The 20,925-nt window shown below is 72.4% G+C and carries 21 protein-coding genes; 7 read left to right on the forward strand and 14 right to left on the reverse strand.

All coding sequences use genetic code 11. From position 1 onward, the window contains the following. Positions 1 to 29: 29 nt before the first annotated feature. The 9 genes from ACZ3YL_RS26650 to ACZ3YL_RS26690 all read right to left on the reverse strand — a co-directional run bounded on the left by ACZ3YL_RS26650 (position 30) and on the right by ACZ3YL_RS26690 (position 9,297). Positions 30 to 377 (reverse strand): L-rhamnose mutarotase, encoded by a 348-nt coding sequence (locus ACZ3YL_RS26650; protein WP_465660101.1) that lies wholly within the window; start codon positions 375 to 377, stop codon positions 30 to 32. After that, a complete protein-coding gene (locus tag ACZ3YL_RS26655; protein WP_188304205.1) occupies positions 374 to 1,069 on the reverse strand; it encodes a LutC/YkgG family protein in 696 nt (231 codons plus the stop codon). Before ACZ3YL_RS26655 ends, ACZ3YL_RS26650 begins: the two co-directional genes overlap by 4 nt. Next, entirely contained in the window at positions 1,066 to 2,553 is a 1,488-nt protein-coding gene (locus tag ACZ3YL_RS26660) for a LutB/LldF family L-lactate oxidation iron-sulfur protein (RefSeq protein ID WP_465660102.1), read from the reverse strand. The genes ACZ3YL_RS26655 and ACZ3YL_RS26660 overlap by 4 nt, the downstream gene beginning before the upstream one ends. Further along, complete coding sequence (locus ACZ3YL_RS26665; protein WP_465660103.1) at positions 2,550 to 3,290, reverse strand: (Fe-S)-binding protein; 741 nt, start codon at positions 3,288 to 3,290, stop codon at positions 2,550 to 2,552. The genes ACZ3YL_RS26660 and ACZ3YL_RS26665 overlap by 4 nt, the downstream gene beginning before the upstream one ends. After that, a complete protein-coding gene (locus ACZ3YL_RS26670) occupies positions 3,290 to 4,288 on the reverse strand; it encodes an aldo/keto reductase (RefSeq protein WP_188304208.1) in 999 nt (332 codons plus the stop codon). The genes ACZ3YL_RS26665 and ACZ3YL_RS26670 overlap by 1 nt, the downstream gene beginning before the upstream one ends. Further along, positions 4,285 to 5,049 carry an SDR family NAD(P)-dependent oxidoreductase gene (locus tag ACZ3YL_RS26675; protein ID WP_465660104.1) on the reverse strand — a complete coding sequence of 255 codons (765 nt, stop codon included), beginning with the start codon at positions 5,047 to 5,049 and terminating at the stop codon, positions 4,285 to 4,287. Before ACZ3YL_RS26675 ends, ACZ3YL_RS26670 begins: the two co-directional genes overlap by 4 nt. Then, a complete protein-coding gene (locus ACZ3YL_RS26680; protein ID WP_465660105.1) occupies positions 5,046 to 5,660 on the reverse strand; it encodes an enolase C-terminal domain-like protein in 615 nt (204 codons plus the stop codon). Before ACZ3YL_RS26680 ends, ACZ3YL_RS26675 begins: the two co-directional genes overlap by 4 nt. 240 nt (positions 5,661 to 5,900) lie before the next feature. Further along, complete coding sequence (locus tag ACZ3YL_RS26685; protein WP_465660106.1) at positions 5,901 to 8,753, reverse strand: glycoside hydrolase family 2 TIM barrel-domain containing protein; 2,853 nt, start codon at positions 8,751 to 8,753, stop codon at positions 5,901 to 5,903. A 130-nt stretch (positions 8,754 to 8,883) separates the two neighbouring features. Next, positions 8,884 to 9,297: an AbfB domain-containing protein gene (locus tag ACZ3YL_RS26690; RefSeq protein ID WP_465660168.1), complete on the reverse strand. Its 414-nt coding sequence runs from the start codon at positions 9,295 to 9,297 to the stop codon at positions 8,884 to 8,886. 234 nt (positions 9,298 to 9,531) lie between these two features. Here ACZ3YL_RS26690 and ACZ3YL_RS26695 point away from each other — a divergent pair, with 234 nt between their 5' ends. Together ACZ3YL_RS26695 and ACZ3YL_RS26700 are read left to right on the forward strand one after the other, a co-directional pair. Then, a complete protein-coding gene (locus ACZ3YL_RS26695) occupies positions 9,532 to 9,951 on the forward strand; it encodes a ribonuclease domain-containing protein (protein WP_465660107.1) in 420 nt (139 codons plus the stop codon). A gap of 262 nt (positions 9,952 to 10,213) precedes the next feature. After that, positions 10,214 to 11,497, forward strand: a complete 1,284-nt coding sequence (locus ACZ3YL_RS26700; protein ID WP_465660108.1) for a CehA/McbA family metallohydrolase — start codon at positions 10,214 to 10,216, stop codon at positions 11,495 to 11,497. Positions 11,498 to 11,636: 139 nt separating this feature from the next. On the opposite strand, the gene ACZ3YL_RS26705 is transcribed toward ACZ3YL_RS26700, so the two are convergent. Next, the gene (locus ACZ3YL_RS26705; RefSeq protein WP_188304212.1) at positions 11,637 to 12,266 is read right to left on the reverse strand and encodes a winged helix-turn-helix transcriptional regulator; all 630 of its coding nucleotides are present in this window, start codon (positions 12,264 to 12,266) and stop codon (positions 11,637 to 11,639) included. A gap of 81 nt (positions 12,267 to 12,347) precedes the next feature. Between ACZ3YL_RS26705 and ACZ3YL_RS26710 the strand changes: the two genes are divergently transcribed. The 3 genes from ACZ3YL_RS26710 to ACZ3YL_RS26720 are packed head-to-tail and all read left to right on the forward strand — an operon-like array spanning position 12,348 to position 15,079. Beyond that, positions 12,348 to 13,100, forward strand: a complete 753-nt coding sequence (locus ACZ3YL_RS26710) for an MBL fold metallo-hydrolase (RefSeq protein WP_188304213.1) — start codon at positions 12,348 to 12,350, stop codon at positions 13,098 to 13,100. A gap of 23 nt (positions 13,101 to 13,123) precedes the next feature. Then, positions 13,124 to 13,768 carry an NAD(P)-dependent oxidoreductase gene (locus ACZ3YL_RS26715; protein WP_188304214.1) on the forward strand — a complete coding sequence of 215 codons (645 nt, stop codon included), beginning with the start codon at positions 13,124 to 13,126 and terminating at the stop codon, positions 13,766 to 13,768. 3 nt (positions 13,769 to 13,771) lie between these two features. Next, positions 13,772 to 15,079, forward strand: a complete 1,308-nt coding sequence (locus tag ACZ3YL_RS26720; protein WP_465660109.1) for a multidrug effflux MFS transporter — start codon at positions 13,772 to 13,774, stop codon at positions 15,077 to 15,079. 113 nt (positions 15,080 to 15,192) lie between these two features. Here the strand turns inward: ACZ3YL_RS26720 and ACZ3YL_RS26725 are convergent, their stop codons facing one another. The 4 genes from ACZ3YL_RS26725 to ACZ3YL_RS26740 all read right to left on the reverse strand — a co-directional run bounded on the left by ACZ3YL_RS26725 (position 15,193) and on the right by ACZ3YL_RS26740 (position 18,773). Then, a complete protein-coding gene (locus ACZ3YL_RS26725) occupies positions 15,193 to 15,582 on the reverse strand; it encodes a hypothetical protein (protein ID WP_465660110.1) in 390 nt (129 codons plus the stop codon). Positions 15,583 to 15,664: 82 nt separating this feature from the next. Continuing rightward, a protein-coding gene (locus tag ACZ3YL_RS26730) for an IS5 family transposase (RefSeq protein WP_465660111.1) occupies positions 15,665 to 16,473 on the reverse strand; the annotation gives its coding sequence in 2 pieces (ribosomal slippage) (positions 15,665 to 16,134 and positions 16,134 to 16,473; 810 coding nt in all). Positions 16,474 to 16,845: 372 nt separating this feature from the next. Beyond that, a complete protein-coding gene (gene ptsP, locus ACZ3YL_RS26735; protein WP_465660112.1) occupies positions 16,846 to 18,492 on the reverse strand; it encodes a phosphoenolpyruvate--protein phosphotransferase in 1,647 nt (548 codons plus the stop codon). A gap of 8 nt (positions 18,493 to 18,500) precedes the next feature. Beyond that, complete coding sequence (locus tag ACZ3YL_RS26740; RefSeq protein WP_188304218.1) at positions 18,501 to 18,773, reverse strand: HPr family phosphocarrier protein; 273 nt, start codon at positions 18,771 to 18,773, stop codon at positions 18,501 to 18,503. Between the two features lie 336 nt (positions 18,774 to 19,109). Here ACZ3YL_RS26740 and ACZ3YL_RS26745 point away from each other — a divergent pair, with 336 nt between their 5' ends. Both ACZ3YL_RS26745 and pfkB read left to right on the forward strand, forming a co-directional pair. Beyond that, complete coding sequence (locus ACZ3YL_RS26745; protein WP_188304219.1) at positions 19,110 to 19,871, forward strand: DeoR/GlpR family DNA-binding transcription regulator; 762 nt, start codon at positions 19,110 to 19,112, stop codon at positions 19,869 to 19,871. Beyond that, complete coding sequence (gene pfkB / locus ACZ3YL_RS26750; RefSeq protein WP_465660113.1) at positions 19,868 to 20,827, forward strand: 1-phosphofructokinase; 960 nt, start codon at positions 19,868 to 19,870, stop codon at positions 20,825 to 20,827. The genes ACZ3YL_RS26745 and pfkB overlap by 4 nt, the downstream gene beginning before the upstream one ends. Positions 20,828 to 20,925 lie beyond the last annotated feature (98 nt).

Here is a 20,925-nt window from a genome sequence, read left to right on the forward strand (position 1 = left end):
GAAGGCAGGAGAAGTTCCGAAACCGCAGGTCAGAATGGTGCATTGGAGGCCGGAGAGACGACCGGGCTGTGGACCGGATGATTCTCTTCCTTCTCGGACATGGGATCTCCTGCTGCGTCGGCGCCGTCACCACACCGACCGCTCCGGGCCCGCGCCTCGGCGCACCCGCAGGGAAGGCCGCCGACGGGACCCCGCTCGGCCGGCAGCCGGGCGTAGTCCTCGCACTCCAGGAGGTGGAACAGCTCGGACCCGCTGCGCCAGGAGGTCACGCCGCCGGCCTTGATGGCGTCCGTGAGCTCGGCCGGCGCCTCGCGGTGCGCGGCCTCGTACTCCTCGATCCGGTCCGCACGGACGCGGGTGTGCAGGGCGATCCTCATGGATGCTCCGAAGGCCCGGGGTCGGTCTGGTCGGTCTGGTCGGTGGAGTCGGCGGCGTCGGCGGGCTCGACGAGGACCACGTGCAGGGTCCGGGGCCCGTGCACGCCCTCGACCCGGGAGAGTTCGATGTCGCTGGTCGCGGACGGCCCGGAGACGAAGGTCAGCGGCAGGCGCGGGTCGAGGCGCGCGAGCGCCTCGGGGACGTCGTCGACGATCTGCTCGGCGCGGACGACGCACAGATGGTAGTCGGGGACGAGGGTGAGGGCCCGCCTGCCCTGGCCCGGGCCGGTGTCCAGGACGACGGTGCCGGTGACGGCGATGCCCACGGCGGCGAGCGTGACGGCGCCGTCGAGGGCGTCCAGGGCGGGGACGTCCAGGGGCTCCCGGTGCCACTCCCACGCCCCGGGCGGCAGGGCGCCGTCCGGAAAGCCGTCCGGCACCGCCAGCCGGGTGGCGCCCTGCGCGGTGAGGGCGGCGGCGATCGCCCCGGGCAGTCCGGCGGGGTCGGTCCGGGTGACGGTGGCGCGGTAGTCGGCGACCCGTTCGGCGAACAGGGCCACCAGGTCCTGGCCGGGGGCGGTATGGCCGCGCCGGTAGCCGCGGGGTACGGGCAGGTCGTCCGGGCCCTCCTCCGCGGGGACGTCGGTGAGGGCGGCGCGGATGCGCCCCAGGACGGCGTCGCGGCTGCTCATCGGTCACCTTCCCTGTTCTTGCGCCACCAGGTGCGGAAGGACTCCGCGGGTGGTGCGGGGGTGTCCCGGTCGGCGGACCAGCTGTTCAGCGGGCCGGGCAGCCGCCCGATCCGCCCGTCCCGGGCGAGGGCCCGGCCGCCGAGCGAGGCCGCCTTCTGGGCGGCCGCGAGCAGACGGGGGGAGTCGAGCACCGTGGCGGCGGCCTTCATCGCCAGCGCCTCGGCGCGTTTCGGACGGGCCTCGACCACCTTGGCCCGCAGATGGGTGAGCACCTCCGGGATGTTGATCTTCACCGGGCAGGCGTCGTAGCAGGCCCCGCACAGGGTGGAGGCGAACGGCAGCGAGGCGGCGTTCTCCACGCCGACGAGCTGGGGGGTGAGGACGGCGCCGATCGGCCCGGGGTAGACCGAGCCGTAGGCGTGCCCGCCGGTGCGCTCGTACACCGGGCAGACGTTGAGGCAGGCGGAGCAGCGGATGCAGGCCAGCGCCTGGCGGCCGAGGGTGTCGGCGAGGGTGTCGGTGCGGCCGTTGTCGAGCAGGACGAGGTGGAACGCCTGCGGCCCATCGCCCTCGGTCACCCCGGTCCAGGTGGAGGTGTAGGGGTTCATCCGCTCGCCGGTGGAGGAGCGGGGGAGCAGTTGGAGGAACACCTCCAGGTCCGTCCAGGTGGGCAGGACCTTCTCGATACCCATGACGGTGATCAGGGTCTCGGGCAGGGTCAGGCACATCCGGCCGTTGCCCTCGGACTCCACGACCATGACCGTGCCGGTGTCGGCGACGGCGAAGTTGGCACCGGACACGGCGACCTTGGCGGTCAGGAACTTCTCCCGCAGGTGCAGTCGGGCCGCGTCGGCCAGTGCCTTGGGATCGTCGCCGAGGCCCTCGGGTGCGGGGCGGCCCCACGTGCCCATCTCGGCGACGAACAGGTCGCGGATCTCGGTCCGGTTACGGTGGATCGCGGGGACCAGGATGTGTGAGGGCCGGTCGTCGCCGAGTTGCACGATCAGCTCGGCGAGATCGGTCTCGTAGGCGGTGATGCCGGCTTCGGCCAGGTGCTCGTTGAGGCCGATCTCCTGGGTGGCCATGGACTTGACCTTGACCACCTCCCGCTCGCCGGTGGCCCGGATCAGCTCGGTGACGATCCGGTTGGCCTCGGCGGCGTCGGCGGCCCAGTGCACCGTCCCGCCGGCCGTGGTGACCGACTCCTCCAACCGCACCAGGTGGTGGTCGAGATGGCGGGCGGTGCGGCGTTTGATCGCTTCGGCGGACTCGCGCAGTGCCTCCCAGTCGTCGAGCTCGGCGGCGACGGTGAGCCGCTTGTCGCGGATGGTGGTGGTGGCGCGCTTGAGGTTGGCGCGCAGCTGGGGGTTGGCCAGCGCCTCCCGGGCGGCGTCGGGGAAGGACGGTGAGCCCAGCCAGACCACGCCGCGCCCACTCGGGGCGGTCGTGGGCGCCTTCGCGGTCGTCGGCACCTTTCCGGTCATGGGCGTCCGCCTTCGGTCGAGGCCAGGATCTCGGACAGGTGCATGGTGCGCACCGTACTGCCTTGGCGGGAGAGTCCGCCGCCGATGTGCATCAGGCAGGAGTTGTCGACCGTGCACAGGACTTCGGCCCCCGTCGCCAGGACGGCCTCGGCCTTGTCGGCGAGCATGGCGCCCGAGGTCGCGGCGTTCTTGACGGCGAAGGTGCCGCCGAAGCCGCAGCAGGAGTCGGCGGCCGGGAGGTCGACCAGGTCGAGGCCCTCGACCGCGCGCAGCAGCCGCTGCGGCCGGTCGCCGAGGCGCAGCCCGCGCAGCGAGTGGCAGGTGGGGTGGTAGGTGACGCGGTGCGGGAAGCGGGCACCGACGTCCGTGACGCCCAGGACGTCGGTCAGGAACTCGGTGAACTCGTACACCCGGGGCGCCAGTTCGGCGACCTGCCGGCGCAGCTGCGGGGAGCCGTACTCCTCGGCGAGGACGGGGTGGTGCTCCCGGACCAGCCCGGCGCAGGACGCGGACGGCGTGACGATCGCGTCGTACCCGGCGAAGGCGCGGGTGAAGCGCGCCATCAAGGGGACGGCGTCCGTACGGTAGCCGGTGTTGACGTGCATCTGCCCGCAGCAGGTCTGGTCCTGCGGGAACTCGACGGTGTGGCCCAGCCGTTCGAGGACGCTCAGCACGGCGCGCCCGGTGTCGGGGAACATGGTGTCGCTGACGCAGGTGATGAACAGCGCGATGCGCATCAGTTCGCCTCCTGCGGGGTCGGGACGTCCGGCGGGAGCAGGGCGCGGTCCTTGAGCTCCGCCCACAGTTCGTCGGGGACGCGGTGCCGGAGCATGGCGGCCGCGTCCCGGACCTCGGCGGCGCTGCGGGTGCCGACCAGCACGCTCGCCACCGCGGGGTGCCCGAACGGGAAGCGCAGCGCCGCGGCGCGCAGCGGCACCCCGTGCTTCTCGCAGACGGTCTGGAGTTCCAGGGCGCGGGTGAGCAGCTCCTCGGGTGCGGCGGCGTAGTCGAAGGTGGCACCGGGCTTCGGGTCGGCGAGCAGGCCGGAGTTGAAGACGCCGCCGATGACCACGCCCACGCCGCGCTCGGCGGCCAGCGGCAGCAGCTCGGTGAGCCCGCGCTGGTCGAGCAGGCTGTAGCGGCCCGCCAGCAGGACGGTGTCGAGGTCGGTCTCGCGGATGAAGCGGGCGAGGAGTTCGGCCTGGTTCATCCCGACGCCGATCGCGCCCACCAAGCCGTCGTCGCGCATCCGGGCGAGCTCCGGGTACGCCTCGGCGAGTGCCTGTTCGGCGTGGTCGTCCGGGTCGTGGAGGTAGGCGACGTCGATCCGGTCCAGGCCCAGCCGCTCCAGGCTGTCCTCGATCGAGCGGCGGACGCCCACGGCGCTGAAATCCCAGACCCGGTGCTGGGTGGCGGGGACGGCGAAGCCGTGGGCGAGGTCGTCGCCCGACGGCTCCGGTGCCGGGCGCAGCAGCCGCCCGACCTTGGTGGACAGCACGTACTCGTCCCGGGGGCGGCCGCGCAGGGCCCGCCCGAGCCGAAGCTCGGACAGGCCCAGGCCGTAGTGCGGGGCGGTGTCGAAGTACCGTACGCCGGCGTCCCAGGCGGCGGCGACGGCCTGCTCGGCGTCGGCGTCGGTCACCGGGGTGAACAGGTTGCCGATGCCCGCGGCGCCGAAGGCGAGTTCGGTGGCCGCGACTCCGCTCCGTCCGAGCGGCCGTTGACGCGCGGTCACGGCCGGGGCTCCGGCCGCAGCCGCAGCCCCGCCATCCCGCCGTCGACCTGCAGGGCCGTTCCGGTGGTGCTGCCGGCCGAGGGGGAGGCCAGGTAGGCGACGGCGGCGGCCACCTCTTCGGCGGTGACCAGGCGTCCGTGCGGCTGCCGGGCGTCGAGGGCGGTGCGCTCGGCGGCCGGGTCGTCGGTGGCGTCCAGGAGGCGGCCGACCCAGGGGGTGTCCACGGTGCCGGGGTTGACGCAGTTGACCCGGATTCCCTCGCGGACGTGGTCGGCGGCCATGGCCAGGGTGAGCGAGAGGACGGCGCCCTTGCTGGCCGAGTGGAGCGCGCGCTGCGGGAGGTCGGCGGTGGCGGCGATGGAGCAGGTGTTGACCACCGAGGCCCGGGTGGAGCGGCGCAGGTGCGGCAGGGCGGCCCGGGTGGTGCGCACGACGCCGAGCAGGTTGACGTCGAGGACGCGGTGCCACTGCTCGTCCGGGTTGTCCGCCACCGTGCCGACCGCGCCGATGCCGGCGTTGTTGACCAGGATGTCGATCCCGCCGAGCGCGTCGGCCGCGGCCTGGACGGCGGTGCGCACCGGGGCGTCGTCGGTGACGTCGGCGGTGAAGCCGAGCAGCGGTTCCGGTACCGACTTCGGGTCGAGGTCGAGCACGGCGACCCGCGCGCCGCGCTCGGCGAGCAGGGTCGCGGTGGCGAGCCCGATCCCGGGGGCGCCGCCGGTGACGAGCGCCGTCAGTCCGTCGAGTTCGGCCGTGCTCATGCGGTCGCCTCCTGCTGTGCCAGCTCCTCGGCCCAGAAGGAGCCGTGGGGGTAGTGGTAGGTGTCCAGCGAGGCCTGGTGCATCTCGGCCGAGAAGCCGGGCTCGGTGGGGGCGCGGTAGTGGCCGTCGTCGATCACCACGGGCTCCAGGAAGTGCTCGTGGAGGTGGTCGACGAACTCTATGACGCGGTCCTCGGTGGTGCCGGTGAGGGCGACGAAGTCGAACATGGACAGGTGCTGGACGAGTTCGCACAGGCCCACGCCGCCGGCGTGCGGGCAGACCGGGACGCCGAACTTCGCGGCGAGCAGCAGGATCGCGAGGTTCTCGTTGACACCGCCGACCCGGGCCGAGTCCAGCTGGAGCACGTCGATGGCGGCGACCTGGACGTCGTTGCCGCGCCCGATGGTGAAGGTGAAGCCGTGCCCCTCGGGGCCGTCCTCGGAGGTCCGCAGGACGATGTAGGCGGCGGAGTAGTCGGGGTCGGGGTTCATGGCGTCGGACCCGTCCAGTTCACGCGAGGTGGGGAAGCGGATGTCGTAGGTGTCGACCGCCACCGAGCCGGTCACCCAGGGCGATTGTCCGGCGAGGGCCAGGCCTGCGGTGACCCCCATTCTACGGGCGAGGCCGCGTCGGGGCGGCGGAGGGTACTGATTCGCGAGGGGCTCTCCTGCGGCTCCAGGGTGGATTGTCAGCGTTGACATTTCGCCGCGAGAAGGAACCCTCGGACTGCCGATCGTGTTCGGGGTATGCCCGACGGCCACCGGAAGGTGGAACCTGCGCAGCTGAACAGGGCTGCTGGGCCGGCCGACCCGCGGGTCGGCCGGCCCCGGTGGACCGCAGGCGTCCGTCCGTCAGTGGAGCGTGGACAGGACGAAGGAGAACTCGGCGGGTTCGGCCCGCAGTCGGTACTGCGGCAGCGTGCCGGGGCCGCAGGAGGCGGTGCCGATGCCGTGCTGGGCGTGGTCGAGGTTGACCCACACCGTGTCACCGGGGGTGAGGTCGGTGAGGTGGGTGGCCGCGTCCAGTTGTTCGGTGGTCCAGCGGCGGGCGGTGAGGGAGAACCACGGGTCGCCCTCGATGCGCAGGCCGCCGATCTCGGCCCAGCGGACGTCGGCCCGCGCGCCGTTCTCCTGGGGGCGCAGGTACGGCGTCTGCAGGGCGTCGACGGTGGACTCCCAACGACCGTTCCTGGCCGCCGACTTGGTGTCCGGGTACGCCTCGCCAGGGCCGCCGCCGAACCAGCGCACCAGGTCGGCCGGGGCGAGGCCGAACCGCACGCCCAGGCGGGGCAGCGGCACCGGCCAGTCGCCCTCGGGCCGCACGGACACCGTCAGCCGCAGCCGTTCGCCGTCGCTGGTCCAGCGGTACTCCGTGCTGAGGCCGAACTCCCGGGCGGCGGGGGCCACTCGGGTCCGTACGGTCAGCGCGTCCTGGTGGAGTTCCACGCCGTCCAGCCGGTGGCGCATGCGGTGCAGGCCGTGCTCGCGCCAGGACGCGGCGTCGCAGATGCCGGTGGTCCAGTCCTGGCCCTGGTCGTTGTCGGTGGTCGCGCGCCACACGTCCAGACGCAGGTCGCCGACGTCGACGGCGCCGATGCTCCGCAGCGCGCCGGTGCGGGCGTCGAAGGCGGCGGGGCCGAGCGTGATGACACCGTCGCGTGCGACGGGCGCGCAGGTCGGGGCAACGGTCGGCACCTGCGCCGCGGCCATCGGGAGCTGGGCCCAGGCGACTTCGTGTCCGGCCGGTGCCCACGCCGAGTCGGCCGCCAGGACCGCCCGGACCGTCCACTGGGCCTCGCCGGGCCGGTGGACGGTGGGCGGCTGCGGCAGCTTCACGTCGGCCCACTCGCCGGCGGCGAGCGACGGCACGGACAGCCTGCCCGTGTCGACGGTCTCGCCGTCCACCTGGTACGACCACTCGAAGGCCAGCGCGGACAGGTCGGCGAAGTCGTACCTGTTGCTGATCCGGACGGTGCCGACGGCGGCGTCGCCCTCGATCCGGACCGGTTCGACGACCTTCTTGTACTCGATCAGCCCGGGGGAAGGCCGCCGGTCGGGGAAGACCAGGCCGTCGCAGACGAAGTTGCCGTCGTGCAGCTCCTCGCCGAAGTCGCCGCCGTAGGCGTAGCCCAGCTCGGGGTGCCCGATACCGTGGTCGATCCACTCCCAGACGAAGCCGCCCTGCAGCCGGTCGTAGGTCTCGAACAGCCGCTGGTAGTCGGCGAGTCCGCCGGGGCCGTTGCCCATGGCGTGGGCGTACTCGCACAGCACGAACGGGAGCCGGCGGCGCTGTCGGGCGCCGCCGTCGAGCTGTCGGCCGATCTGCTCGACCTCGGCCGGGCCGGCGTACATCCGCGAGTAGAGGTCGGTGTCACGGCAGTTCGCGTCGCCCTCGTAGTGCACGAGCCGGGAGCCGTCCCGGTGGTGGATCCACTCGGCCATCGCGGTCAGGCCGCGTCCGGTGCCGGCCTCGTTGCCCAGCGACCAGATGACCACGGACGGGTGGTTCTTGTCGCGCTCCACCATCCGGGCGGCGCGGTCGAGCAGGGCCGGGGTCCAGCGGTCGTCGTCGGTGGGGTTGTCGCGCCAGCCCTGCTCGATGAAGCCGTGGGTCTCCAGGTCGCACTCGTCGACGACCCAGAGGCCGTACTCGTCGCACAGGTCGAGGAAGGCCGGGTGCGGCGGGTAGTGGGAGGTGCGGACGGCGTTGATGTTGTGGCGCTTCATCAGCAGCACGTCCTCGCGCATGGTCGCGAGGTCCAGGGCTCGGCCCGTCTCGGGGTGCCACTCGTGGCGGTTGACGCCCTTGAGGAGCAGCGCGGTGCCGTTGACCTTGATCAGGCCGTCCGCGAGCTCCACCGTGCGGAAGCCGATCCGCAGCGGGACGCGCTCGCCCTCGGTGGTCAACTCGCCGTCGTACAGCGTCGGCACCTCGGCCGACCAGGGGCGCACCGGCACCGTGACGGACTCCCCGGTCGTGGCGTCGATGCCGAGAGCGGGCACGACCACCCGCCCGGCCACCTCGGAGTCGACGCAGAGGGTGCCCTCGCCGGTGGTGTGGTCGTAGGAGGCGTGCACGAAGAAGTCGAGCACACTGCCCGGCGGGCGGTGCAGCAGCGTCACGTCGCGGAAGATGCCGGGCAGCCACCACTGGTCCTGGTCCTCCAGGTACGATCCCGCCGACCACTGGTGGACCCGGACGGCGAGCACGTTGCCGCTCGGCCGGAGCAGGTGCCCGACCGCGAACTCGTGCGGCAGGCGGGAGCCCTTGAACTCGCCGATGTCCGTGCCGTTGAGCCAGACGCGGGCGCAGGACTCGACGCCGTCGAAGCGCAGCACCGCACCGCCGTCGGCCGGCCAGTCCGCCGGCAGGTCGAAGGCGCGCAGGTGGTCGCCGGTCGGGTTCTCCGTCGGCACCCGCGGCGGGTCGACCGGGAACGGGTAGCTGACATTGGTGTAGCCGGGCCGGCCGAAGGCACCGTCGCCCTGGAGCACCCAGTGGCCCGGGACGGTGACCTCGGCCCAACCCGCGTCGTCGAAGCCGGGTTCGGCGAAGGAGTCGTCCTCGGCGTCCGCCGTCGGTGACACCCGCAGGCGCCAGTTCCCGTTCAGCGACAGGGTCTTGGCGTCCGAGTCCGTGTACCGCGCGCGCGGCGCCAGCGCCCCGCGGCCGGGGGAGCGGTCCTCGACGTAGTCGTTCGTCATGCTGTGTTCGGCTCCTTGCGTGATCATGCCGACGGTCCGCCGACCCGGCACCGGGAACGCCGGCAGCAGCGGGAGGGCGGATCGAGCGGCGGGCCGGCCGTGGGGGTGCGGGTTCAGTCCCCCATCGGTGTCAGCGCCACGGGGATGCCGTGAGCCAACTGGTGTCCTGAGCCCATGATGCCGTGGCGTCCCAGGAGTTGGAGCCGCCGTCGGCGGCCACGTAGCCCTTGTAGTCGTAGTGGCGGACGTACTTCGTCGGGTAGTTGACGGACCGGAGGGAGACGCCGGCCCCGCTGTTGCCCGCGGTGGGGCAGAAGGTGGCGTCCTGCGCGAACAGGCTGCCGCCGTCGTCGGCGCTGACGGAGAGCTCGAAGGCGTAGTGGCGCAGGAAGCGGCCGGGGGCACCGGCGGACTCGAAGGTCAGGCAGGAGGAGTCGGCCAGGCCCGTGCGGACGATCCAGGTGGCGTCGGCCTGGTCGGCGGCCGGGCTGGTGGAGCCGACGGCGGGGATGACCACCTTGTCGTCGGCGGCGTTGCGGCGCAGGTAGTCGGAGCGTCGTGCTGTGGGACGACAACGGTACGGCCGACCACCTCTGGTGCTTCCTCTGGCCGGGCCGCGGGCTTGAGGAGGGGGCGAGCTTTCCTCACATCCATGTTATCGCTCACAATCTGTTCCGGCGGTAGGCCCGACCTCGCAACCGGCAGTACATCCGGGTGTCACGCAAACCCAGCAAAGTGTCATGTCCATCCACACTTTGAATATTCCTTGGAGGGTCCTGTGCTGACTCAGCGACGTCCCCAGCTGTCCTGGGCGAAGCGGTCCGCGGTGCTCCTCGCCGCCGTCATGTCCGTGTTCAGCGTGTCCGTGCTCACCGGCCCTGCCGCGAACGCGGCGGTCTTCAACTCCTGCAACGTCTCCGGATGTTCTGCCGCTGCCTCGGCCAACTCGGGCTGGTCCTCACTTGGTTACCCGACCAGGCGCGGCTGGTACAACTGGTCGAGCGGCCAGTGCAGCTTTGCCGGCGGTGAGTTCCGCAACAACGACGGGCAGCTGCCCTCCGGCGACACCTTCTACGAGTTCGACGTCTACCCCCGCGGTTGCGGCAGCCACCGCGACGCCTACCGGATCGTCCTCGACTCCGACACCCGCGTGGTCTGGTACTCGCCCAACCACTACGGCGACTTCTACCAGCTGTAAGGGCCGCACCCGATAGCACCGCCCGCGCCGCCCCTCCGCCGAGGGGGCGGCTGCCGAGGCCCGGCGCACCGGGCCCCGCCAGGGTTCAGCGGGCGACCCGGGTGTCCCCTCGGCAGAACCCCATGGTGAGCCGGTGGTGCTGTAGGGCGCCGGCGGATACGGGTGGCGGTGTGCTGCCGCTGACTGCGGCCCGCGGCCCAGCCCGGCTGCTGGCCTAACTGATCGTTTCAGAATGAGATCTTGGTCTGACGTCTCGGCTGAGATGGCGCTCAGTAGTTGGGGCTGGAACGGGTTGCCCTGCCCGCGCGTTGGCCCGACAGGACTTTGGGGGAGAACCTTGTCGAGTTTGAGCTTCCCGCCAGCGCGGGCGGTCGGACGCGGGGCGGCCTGGTACCGCGGGGACTGCCATGTCCACTCCGTCCACTCGGACGGGGAACTCACCCCCGAAGAGTTGGCTGTTCGGGCACGCGCCGCCGGGCTCGACTTCATCGCGACGACCGAGCACAACTCAGCCGCGGCCCCCGATGTATGGGGGCATCTGGCCGCCGATGACTTCTTGATCGTTCTCGGCGAGGAAGTGACCACGAAGACCGGGCACTGGCTCGCGCTCGGCATCAACCCCGGCGAGGTCGTCGACTGGAACCACCAAGTCAGGGACGGGCTGATCGATCAGGGCCTGGACCAGGTCCATCGAGCAGGGGGCCTGTGCGTGGCCGCGCACCCGCACGCGCCCTATCCGTCGGGCGACTTCATGTTCCCCTTCCGGGGATTCGACGCGGTGGAGGTGTGGAACGGACTGTGGACTTCGGACCGGCCCTGGAACGCTGACAACGAGGCCGCCTTCGCGGAGTGGGGGCGGAGCCTCGCAGCCGACATCCACACAGGCTCGTGGCGGCCGGCGATGGGCAACAGCGACACCCACTTGGAGGGGCAGATCGGCATCCCTCACACCGTGGTCTTCGCCGAGGAGCTGAGCGCCGAGGCAGTCCTGGCCGGGATGCGTGCCGGCCACAGTTGGATCGCTGAGTCGGCGAAAGTGGACGTGTCGTTCACTGCCAACGTCGATGGTCGCGTTGTCGGGGTGGGAGAGCGGCTCGCGACTCATGGTGGGCAGGTCGAAGTGCAGGCAGCAGTGCGAGGTGTGCCGGTGGGGACCGTCAGGTGCCGGAGCGCCCTGCGTCGCCTCGCGCTCGGCAGTGAAGTCGTCGAGGAGTTGAAACAGGACCTTGATCGCGTGCTCCTCGTCTTCGGGCGGCAGGTCCGAGATGTTGTCCCAGCCGTCCGGGATGGCGATGTGCAGGACCTGGCCGGGCCAGGCGTGGTTGCAGTCGCGGCCTCGGCGGGCGACGAGCCAGTCGTGCCAGCCGGCGAGGAGGCCGGGACCGCCATGACGGGTCGCGTGCTGGTCGTAGCCGGTCAGGAATGCGGTCAGCTGGTGGAAGAAGTTGCAGCCGACGAGCAGGGGGCGTTGGCCGATGCAGGCGAAGTACTCGCGCTCGTCCATCTCCGAGAGCTGTTTCATGGGTCGGAGCCTATGAGTGCGTGAGAACGGGTTTTGAGAACGAAACTGCTCCGGACCGGCGGCTTCGGGCCGCGAGCCGGACTTCTTCTCGGAATGGACCGTTTTTGAGACCGGCGCAGACTCGGTAGAGCTTGAGATCGCAGGCCCGCGAGCGGCCGGTCGATCAGCGGGGCAGGATGCGCATTACTGCCTCGCGTTCGCCGCTGAGCCGCAGGCCTTGCTGTACTGCGGCGCTCAGATCGAGGTCGCCGAGCAGAGTCGCAGCCAGCAGGTGCGGGGGTCCGGTCAGTGACGCGGTGGGGTGGTCGACCCGGCCGGCGTGTGTGTGCACCGAGCCGTCCTTGACTTCGATGACCAGGTCCTCGTTGCCGTCGGCGTGCAGTTGCAGGGCGATCGCCGGCTGGTCAGGGCGGTGGTCGGTCAGTGCCCGGGCGGGCATGTCCAGCCAGTGGGTGCGGAAGGTGTCGTTGTCGCCCGGCTCACGCAACAGCGGTACGCCCCACCGGCTCAGCTCCTGCAGCACCGGCTCCAGCGTGCGGCCACGCTCGGTGAGGGAGAACAGGGTGGTGGCCACCGGCGGCGGGGCGGCCTCGCGGTGGATCAGGCCGGCTTCCTCGAGTTCGCGGAGCCGGTCGACCAGCAGGTTGCTGGCGATCCCGGGCAGCCCGTTGCGCAGGTCGGTGTGCCGGCAAGGACCCAGGGCGAGCAGTTCACGGACGATCAGCAGGGTCCATCGGTCGCCGATGGTGTCCAGTGCTTTCGCGATGCCGCAGTACTGCCCGTAGGTCCGCATGCCACCACCCTACCTCGTGGTGTTGAGATTCAAAACTCTCTTGTTGACTTTCTCAACAACGTCGGTCTAGCGTCGCTGCCCATGACTCCCACCCTTTCCGTGCGTCGGCTGGCCTGGGCCGGCGTCGAGATCCGTCTCGGCGACACCCGCCTGCTGATCGACCCGCTCGAGAACGTCGCTCCGCTGGCGCCGGTGATGGGGCCGCCGCACCGGCCGGTCGACCCGGTCGACACCCCGCCCGGCACCCACGCCCTCATCACCCACCTGCACCCCGACCACTACGACCACGACCTGATCGCCCGGATCGCGGCCACCGGCACGATCGGCTGCCACACCCCCAGCGCGGCCGGGCTGCGCGAGGCGGGCATCGCCCCCGTCGCCCAGGACCTGGGCCGATCACGCCGCATCGGAGAGCTGACCGTCACCCCGGTGACCTCGCTGGACTGGCGCGGCAACGACTGTGACCAGGTCGCCTGGGTCGTCGAAGGCGCCGGCCGGCGGGTCATCCACTGCGGCGACACCCAGTGGCACGGCAGCTGGTGGCAGATCGCTCGCGACCACGGCCCGTTCGACGTCGCGTTCGTCCCGGTCAACGGCGTCATCGCCCACTTCGAGGGCTACGCGGCCAACGTCCCGGCGACCATGACCCCCGAGCAGGGCGTCGAGGCCGCCGTCGCACTCGGCGCCGGCACCGTCTGCGCCATGCACTACGGCCTGTTCCACAACCCGCCGTTCTACACCGAACAACCCGACATCGAGCAGCGCTTCCAGCACGCCGCCGACGAGCGCGGCATCACCGCGGCCATCGTCGCCGACGGCCAGCCCGTCCTCTGACCATCAGAAACAAGGAGCAACGCATGAAGATCGTCCTGTTCGGTGCCAGCGGCAACATCGGCCGGCCCGCCACCGAGGAACTACTGCGTCGCGGCCACACCGTCACCGCGGTCACCCGAGCCGGCCACATCGACGGACTCGAGCACAAGGCCCTGACCGTGACCACCGGTGACGTCACCGACGCCGCCGCGGTCGCCGGCGTCGCCGCCTCCCACGACGCCGTACTGTCGGCCGTCGGCCCCCGGATCGGCCAGGAGAACGACCGCGCCACGATCCTCGGTGCCGCCCGTGCGCTGATCGACGGACTCCGCCGAGCCGGCGTCACCCGCCTGGTCACCATCGGCGGTGCCGGTAGCCTACGCACGCCGACCGGCGCCCGGGTCATGGACGACCCGGACTTCCCCGCGCTGTGGAAGGCCAACGCCGAGGCCCAGTCCGAGGCGCTCGACCTCTACCGCGGCGTGCACGACCTCGACTGGACGTACGTGTCGCCCGCCGCAGTCATCGGAGCGGGCGAGCGGACCGGGGCCTACCGCAGCGCCGGGGACACCCTGCTCACCGACGACGACGGCAACAGCCGCATCTCGTACGCCGACTACGCGATCGCCTTGGCCGACACGATCGAGAGCGGCGCCGCGATCCGCCGCCGCATCACCGTGGCGTACTGAGCCATGAGCAACGACGCCGCCGGCCGGCAAACCCGATTCATCGTCCTGCTCGCAGCGCTCGTGGCCCTGGGACCACTGTCCATCGACGGCTACCTGCCCGGACTGCCGGACCTCGCCGGCGACCTGCGCGTTAGCGCTGCGGCCACCCAGCTCACCATCACCGCATGCCTGGCCGGGCTGGCCGTCGGGCAGCTGATCGCCGGGCCGCTGAGCGACACCTATGGCCGGCGGCGTCCGTTGCTGGCGGGCCTCGCCCTCTACACGATCGCCAGCGCGCTCTGCGCGGTGGCGCCCGACGTCCGGACCTTCGTCGGCCTGCGCCTGATCCAGGGCATCGGCGGGGGGTTCGGCATCGTCATCGCCAACGCCATGGTCCGCGACCGCACCTCCGGAACCCGCACCGCACGTCTCTTCTCCGCACTGACCTTGATCACCGGCCTGGCGCCGGTGTTCGCGCCGGTCCTCGGCGGCCAGCTACTGCGCGTCACGGCCTGGCCTGGAATCTTCGTGGCCCTGGCCGTACTCGGCGCCGTGATGCTGGCGGCCTCCGCCGCAGGACTGCCGGAGACCCGGTCCTCCGCGGCACGCCAGCCGCTGCCGGCTGTCGTCGGGCAACTGCTCGGCGACCGGGTCTTCACCGGGTACGTCCTGGCCAACGGCCTGGTCTTCGCGGCGATGTTCGCCTACATCTCCGGCTCGCCGTTCGTCCTGCAGGAAATCCACGGCCTGTCACCGCAGCAGTACAGCGCCGTGTTCGCCGTCAACGCCGCCGGACTCGTCGCGGCCGCCCAGATCAGCGGCCGGCTGGTGGCCCGGGCCGGCGCCCGCGTGTTGCTGCTCGCCGGTCTGCTGGGCGCGACAGCCGGTGGCACCACGGCCCTGGGCGCGGTGCTGACACGGGCACCCCTGCCCGCGCTCCTGATCGGCCTGTTCGTCCTGGTCTCCAGCGTGGGCCTCGTCATGCCGAACGCCGCGGCCCAGGCCCTGGCCGACCACGGCGGACACGCCGGGTCGGCCGCCGCTCTGCTCGGCTTCAGCCAGTTCATGATCGGCGGGGCACTCGCTCCGCTGGCCGGCGCGGGTGGCGCCACCGACGCCCTGCCGATGGGAATCATCGTCGCCGTGCTGCCGGCGCTCGCTCTGCTCACACTCGGCGTCCTCACCCGGTCGATGCCCGGTGAGCGCACTCGCAGGGCCAGGCGCCTGCGCGAGCATGTGGAGCGCCCCGTACCACGTGAGGCTCCCGCTGGGGGACGGGCTCATCGGCCCCGGCCCGATGAGCCCGAGCAGCGCATCGACAGCATCCGGTAGTTGATCGGCCGGTGTCCGGTATGCCAGACGCTCGGCAGGGTCAACGTCCTCTTGGCGGACCCTCAAGACCTGCTGGCACGCCGTCTCGCAAGGGGGCGGCGGCGGATGCACCATCACGCTCGGACAGGGTGGTTCACAGTTCGGTCGCCAGCCAACCCGTCCTGCGGGTCATCCCCGGCGGCCGGGACAACCGGCCCGGGTCGGTCGGGTAATGACCGGTCGTCGCCTTCGCCGTGCTCCCGGAACCACTCAGCGGCATCGCGGACCTCATGCACCCGGCGCCCGGTGAGCTCCTCGTGCAGGTTCATGTCCCCGGTGTCGAGGGCGATCAGGATCGCGGTGCCGCGCAGGGCGGAGGCGACGTTCAGCAGGTCCTCGTCGCTGTAGTCCTGCATCCGCCAGCCTAGATCGCCCATCCGCTCGACCAGCAGCCGCAGGCCGCCCGCGGCGGCCACGGCCTGGCGGGCAAGGGCGGCAAGCTCGGCGTTCCGGTCCTCAGCCACACCTCCAGCGCGCGCCCGTTCCCGCCGAGCCGCCCCCGGATCCAAGATCATCCCTTAGCGCTAACCGCTGTACCGCTGCTACTCAGGACCGAGTGCGCAGGCGACGGAGGCAGATGAGGCTGCAGGCCAGTTCGAGCAGGCCCTGGTGGAGGTCGGCGCGTCGTTCGTAGCGGATCCGGAGCCGTTTGAACTGGTGCAGCCAGGCGAAGGCCCGCTCCACCACCCAACGGACCTTGCCGAGCCCCGAGCCGTGGGCCACGCCGCGTCGGGCGATCATCGGCTTGATGCCGCGCTTCCACAGCAGGCGGCGGTACTTGTCAAAGTCGTAGCCCCGGTCGGCATACAGGTGCCGTGGCTTGCGGCGAGGCCGTCCCCTCAGCCCCCGGATCGGCGGGACCGCGTCGAGCAGCGGCAGCAGCTGTGTGACGTCGTGGCGGTTGCCACCGGTGAGCGTGACGGCGAGCGGGGTTCCGTGCCGGTCGACTATCAGGTGGTGCTTGGAACCGGGACGGGCACGGTCGACCGGCGAGGGGCCGACGTGATCCCCCCTTTGAGGGCCCGCACATGCGAGCTGTCAACAGCGCAGTGCTCAAGATCCAGCAGGTCGGCGCGGCGCAGCTCGCTCAGCAGGGCTGCGTGCAGGCGCGGCCAGACGCCGGCCTCGGTCCAGTCCCGAAGGCGGCGCCAGGCCGTCACCCCGGAGCAGCCGACCGTTTCGGCCGGGACGTCGCGCCAGGCGACACCGGTCCGCAGTACGTACATCACCCCGGCGAGTGCCGCCCGGTCGGGAACGCGTAGTCGCCCAGGGTGGCGGCGGCGCCGTTCAGGAGCGGGTGGCAGAAGCGGTGCCACGCGCTCCCACAGGTCATCCGGAACAAGATCAGCGCGCACCCGGACACCTTGCCGACCAAGATCGCTAGGTGCAAGACCTGCGGCTCAACTCATTCTGAAACGATCAGTAAGCCGTACTCGCGGACGCGTTCCGCCTGCAGCGCGCCCCGGAGCGGGCGTGATGGTCACCTGACCGGGGGCAGGTCCGAAGACGCCTTCGGACTCCTCCAACTGCCCCGACACGGAAGCCCCCTGACTTCGGCAGCTGGGCGCCCGCCGGTCGTACTCCGGCTGGTGCGCTTGGACCTGGTCCGTGTTGGCGACGGTCCAGGCGCCGCAGGGGACACCCGTGCCGGCGGGCGCCGCAGGCTCCTCCGCACAGGCCTCGCCGAGCCCGAGCCGGACCAGGGCAGGCCCGGCACCCGCCGTGGATCAGGGTGCCGTCATGCTCGACCGGACCCTGCTGCGTGCGGTGGTGGCGTCGTCGGCGAGCAGGGCCAGCGCGGCGAGTTCGCGGCACTCCGCAAGCGTGTGGGTGGCCAGGGCCGCCCGTACCTCGGGGAGCGAGGCGGGTGCGGCGGACAGGCTGGTGACCCCGAGGCCGACCAGGACGAGGGCGAGCGCCGGGTCGGCGGCGGCCTCGCCGCAGACGCCGATCGGACGGCCGTGTTCGGCGGCCGATCCAGCGGCGGTGGCGACCAGCGTCAGCAGCGCAGGCTGCCAGGGGTCGAGCAGTTCGGCGAGGCTGCCGAGCGTCCGGTCGGCCGCGAAGGTGTACTGGGCCAGGTCGTTGGTGCCGATGCTGAAGAAGTCGCAGACCTCGGCCAGCCGGTCGGCCCGCAGGGCGGCTGCCGGGACTTCGATCATCGCCCCGGCCAGCGGCAGGCCGTGCGCGCGGACCCGGGCGGCGAACTCGGCGGCCTCGCGCGGGATCGACACCATCGGAGCCATGACCCAGACCTGCGCGGTGCTGTCCCGGGCGGCCTCGGCGATCGCGGCGAGCTGGGTCTCCAGGAGCTGCGGATCGCGGGCGGCGGTGCGCAGGCCGCGGATGCCCAGGGCCGGGTTCTCCTCGTCGGCGGAGGTGGCGAAGGGCAGCGGTTTGTCCGCCCCCGCGTCCAGCGTGCGCACGATGACGCGGCGGCCGGCGAAGGCGGCGAACACCTGCCGGTAGGCGGTGGCCTGTTCGGCGAGGCTCGGAGCCTCGGCGCGGTCCAGGAAGAGGAACTCGGTGCGGAACAGGCCCACGCCCTCGGCGTCCGCGGCGGCGGCGCCGGCCAGCTCGTGCGGCGAGCCGAGGTTGACCAGGAGGGCGACCGGGTGCCCGTCCGCCGTCCGGCCCGGCCCCTGGTACCCGGTCAGCCGCTCGCGACGACGGCGCTCGCGGTCGGCGGCCCGCTCGACCGCCTCCGGAGCCGGGTCGAGCTCGATCACGCCGTCCGTGCCGTGCACCAGGACCCGTCGCCCGTCCGCCAGGTCCGCGGCGTCGGCGCAGCCGACCACGGCGGGTACGCCGAGCGCCTTGGCGAGGATGGCGGTGTGGCTGGTCGGCCCGCCGCGGACGGTGACGAGGGCCAGCACCCGCTGGGGGTCGAGCAGCGCGGTGTCGGCGGGGGCCAGGTCGTCGGCGACGAGGACGTACGGGTGCCCTGGGTCGGGCAGGCCGGGCACGGGCAGGCCCAGCAGCTGGGCCACCGCGCGGTCGCGCAGGTCGTCCAGGTCGGCGGCGCGTTCCGCGAAGTACCCGCCGGCGGCGACCAGTTCGGCACGGAAGCCGTCGAAGGCGGCGGCGAGTGCGTGGGGGCCGTCGGTGCCCTGCTCGGCGAGGGCTGCCGCCCGGTCGGCGAGGACCGGGTCGGCCGCCATCAGGGCCTGGGCCGTGAGCACCTCGGAACCGGGCCCGCCGGCGCGGGCGGCGCGCTCGCCCAGGTCGGTGACGACCGCGCCGAGGGCGGCTCGGATCGCGGCCGCCTCGGCCGCCGGGTCGCCGACCGCCCTCGGTGCGGGCAGCGGGGGCGGGGGAGCCATCCGGGCGACCGGGCCTGCGGCACTGCCCGTACCGACACCGATTCCGCGCATCGGATCCCTCACGCCGCTGCGTCGAGGTCGGAGGCGAGCAGGTCGGCGAGCGCCTTGAGCGAGTCCTGGGCCCCGTCGCCGGTGGCGGTGAGCTCCAGGGTGTCGCCGCGGCGGGCGGCCAGGGCGAGGACGGACAGCAGGCTGCGGGCGTCGACCGGCGTCTGACCGGGGCGGCCGACGGTGATCTTGGCCGTCTGTCGGGCGGCGGCCTGGACGAACAGGGACGCCGGGCGGGCGTGCAGACCGCTTCGGGAGCCGACGATGACCTGGATCGAGTGCATGGGAGTCCTTGGAGGAGGTGATCGCCGGCCCGGGTGGGAACCGGGCCGGCGGGAGGGTGGGGCACGGTGGCCCGCGCGGGGGAAGTGCGGGCCACCGTGTTCACGCCCGGTCTTCGCGTACGGGGGCGGTAGCGGAGACCGGGCGGTCCGTGGTTTCACGCCCGTTAGCGTGTTGTTTCGATTGGTTCTACGCCCGAATGCCGAGAGGTGTCAACACATTCGGGCAAACCCGCGGATGCTGAGGCGGAGGCTGAACACGCTCTTGCTTTTTCGGTCGGAGCGCGTAGGGTCGGGCCCCATCAGGCGTAAACGGACATGAAACGGACCCGATCCCACATGTATGCACCGGAGCGGCAGCAACAGATCCTCCGCCTCGCCCAGGAACGGGGCCGGGTGGACGTGCCGACGCTGGCCGAGGACTTCGGCGTCACGCAGGAGACCATCCGGCGTGACCTGAGCGCCCTGGACCGGGCCGGGATGCTGCACCGGGTGCACGGCGGCGCGCTGCCCGCTGGCGCCCTGCACCTGGAGCCCGGCCTGGCCGAACGGGACTCCACCGCCGCGGCCGAGAAGGAGCGCATCGCCAAGGCGGCCCTGGCCCTGCTGCCCAGTGAGGGCAGCGTCATCCTGGACGCCGGAACGACCGTCTCCCGGCTGGCCGGCCTGCTGCCCGCCGACTGCGCCCTGACCGTCGTCACCAACGCCCTCCCGGTGGCGGCCCGGCTGGCCGACCACCCGGGGCTCGCCCTCCACCTGGTCGGCGGCCGGCTGCGCCACCGCACCCAGGCCGCCGTCGACGCCTGGGCGCTGCGCGACCTGGCCGACGTCCACGCGGACGTCGCGGTCGTCGCGACCAACGGCTTCGCGGTGGAGGGCGGGCTGTCCACACCGGACCTCGCCGAGGCGGCCGTCAAACGCGCCATGCTCACCGGCGCCCGCCGGGTGGTGCTGGTCGCCGACTCCTCCAAGTACGGAGTCCGCCACTTCGCCCGGTTCGGCTCGCTGGACCAGGTCGATGTGCTGGTCACGGACACTGGACTGACCGACGAGCAGACCGCAGAGATCGAGAACCACGGACCGGAAGTCATCCGCGCATGATCGTCACCATCACCCCGAACCCCAGCCTCGACCGCACCTACGAGCTGGGAACGCTCGCCCTGGGCGAGGTCAACCGAGCCGCGCACGACCGGCTCGACCCCGGCGGCAAGGGCGTCAACGTCTCCCGCGCGCTCACGGCCGCGGGCCACCGCACCACCGCCGTCCTCCCGCTGGGCGGGCTCTCCGGGCAGCTGCTCTCCGATCTGCTGCGCCGTCAGGGGATCGACGTCGCGGCGGTCGCCATCTCGGGCGACACCCGGATCAACGTCTCGATCGCCGAGGACGGCGGCAGCCTGACGAAGGTCAACGCGGTGGGCCCCGAGCTCAGCGCCGCCGAGTCGGCCGCGCTGCTCGCGCTCGTCCGCGACGCCCAGAAGATCGGACAGGGCACCGGGAACGGCGTCGACTGGCTGGCCTGCTGCGGCAGCCTGCCGCGCGGACTGGCCCCGGAGTGGTACGCCGAGCTGGTCGCGCAGGTGCACTCGGGGGGCGCCCGGATCGCCCTGGACACCTCCGGCCCCGCGCTGCTCGCCGCGCTCTCGGCCCACCCCGACGTGGTCAAGCCCAACCGGGAGGAACTCGCGGAGGCCGTGGGCCGCCCGGTCGTCACCATCGGCGACGCCGTCGACGCGGCCGGGGAACTGCGCGAGCGCGGCGCCCAGCAGGTCCTCGCCAGCCTCGGCGCGGACGGGATGCTGCTGATCGCCGAGGAGGGCAGCTGGTTCGGCAGCGCACCCGTCGCCGCCGTCCGCAGCGACGTGGGAGCCGGCGACGCCTCCCTCGCGGGCTTCCTCGGAGCCGGCGGCAGCGGCCCCGGCGCACTCGCGGTGGCCCTGGCGCACGGCGCCGCCGCCGTAAAACTGCCGGGGAGCGTCATGCCGACCCCGGCCGATCTGGACCCGGCCGCCGTGGCCGTGACGGCGGACATCCCGCTCGAACGACCGCTTCGCGGTTGAGAACGGCCTCCTGCCGGAGGCACCACGCCCGACCGTGTGGGACGGGAAGGGCGATCATTCCCGGGGGCAAGGGAACACCGTCAGGCACCAGTCGAAGG

The organism is Kitasatospora sp. NPDC023176 (genome assembly GCF_055560495.1).

What these genes read in the sequence shown, in the direction of transcription:
- ACZ3YL_RS26715 (WP_188304214.1), top strand. Translation starts at nt 13,124, where the DNA reads ATGAAGATCGTCCTGTTCGGTGCCAGCGGCAACATCGGCCGGCCCGCC.
- ACZ3YL_RS26705 (WP_188304212.1), bottom strand. Translation starts at nt 12,266, where the DNA reads ATGCGGACCTACGGGCAGTACTGCGGCATCGCGAAAGCACTGGACACC.
- ACZ3YL_RS26700 (WP_465660108.1), top strand. Translation starts at nt 10,214, where the DNA reads ATGGCGCTCAGTAGTTGGGGCTGGAACGGGTTGCCCTGCCCGCGCGTT.
- ACZ3YL_RS26720 (WP_465660109.1), top strand. Translation starts at nt 13,772, where the DNA reads ATGAGCAACGACGCCGCCGGCCGGCAAACCCGATTCATCGTCCTGCTC.
- ACZ3YL_RS26740 (WP_188304218.1), bottom strand. Translation starts at nt 18,773, where the DNA reads ATGCACTCGATCCAGGTCATCGTCGGCTCCCGAAGCGGTCTGCACGCC.
- ACZ3YL_RS26685 (WP_465660106.1), bottom strand. Translation starts at nt 8,753, where the DNA reads ATGACGAACGACTACGTCGAGGACCGCTCCCCCGGCCGCGGGGCGCTG.
- ACZ3YL_RS26710 (WP_188304213.1), top strand. Translation starts at nt 12,348, where the DNA reads ATGACTCCCACCCTTTCCGTGCGTCGGCTGGCCTGGGCCGGCGTCGAG.
- ACZ3YL_RS26655 (WP_188304205.1), bottom strand. Translation starts at nt 1,069, where the DNA reads ATGAGCAGCCGCGACGCCGTCCTGGGGCGCATCCGCGCCGCCCTCACC.
- ACZ3YL_RS26745 (WP_188304219.1), top strand. Translation starts at nt 19,110, where the DNA reads ATGTATGCACCGGAGCGGCAGCAACAGATCCTCCGCCTCGCCCAGGAA.
- pfkB (WP_465660113.1), top strand. Translation starts at nt 19,868, where the DNA reads ATGATCGTCACCATCACCCCGAACCCCAGCCTCGACCGCACCTACGAG.
- ACZ3YL_RS26650 (WP_465660101.1), bottom strand. Translation starts at nt 377, where the DNA reads ATGAGGATCGCCCTGCACACCCGCGTCCGTGCGGACCGGATCGAGGAG.
- ACZ3YL_RS26680 (WP_465660105.1), bottom strand. Translation starts at nt 5,660, where the DNA reads ATGGGGGTCACCGCAGGCCTGGCCCTCGCCGGACAATCGCCCTGGGTG.
- ACZ3YL_RS26665 (WP_465660103.1), bottom strand. Translation starts at nt 3,290, where the DNA reads ATGCGCATCGCGCTGTTCATCACCTGCGTCAGCGACACCATGTTCCCC.
- ptsP (WP_465660112.1), bottom strand. Translation starts at nt 18,492, where the DNA reads ATGCGCGGAATCGGTGTCGGTACGGGCAGTGCCGCAGGCCCGGTCGCC.
- ACZ3YL_RS26675 (WP_465660104.1), bottom strand. Translation starts at nt 5,049, where the DNA reads ATGAGCACGGCCGAACTCGACGGACTGACGGCGCTCGTCACCGGCGGC.
- ACZ3YL_RS26660 (WP_465660102.1), bottom strand. Translation starts at nt 2,553, where the DNA reads ATGACCGGAAAGGTGCCGACGACCGCGAAGGCGCCCACGACCGCCCCG.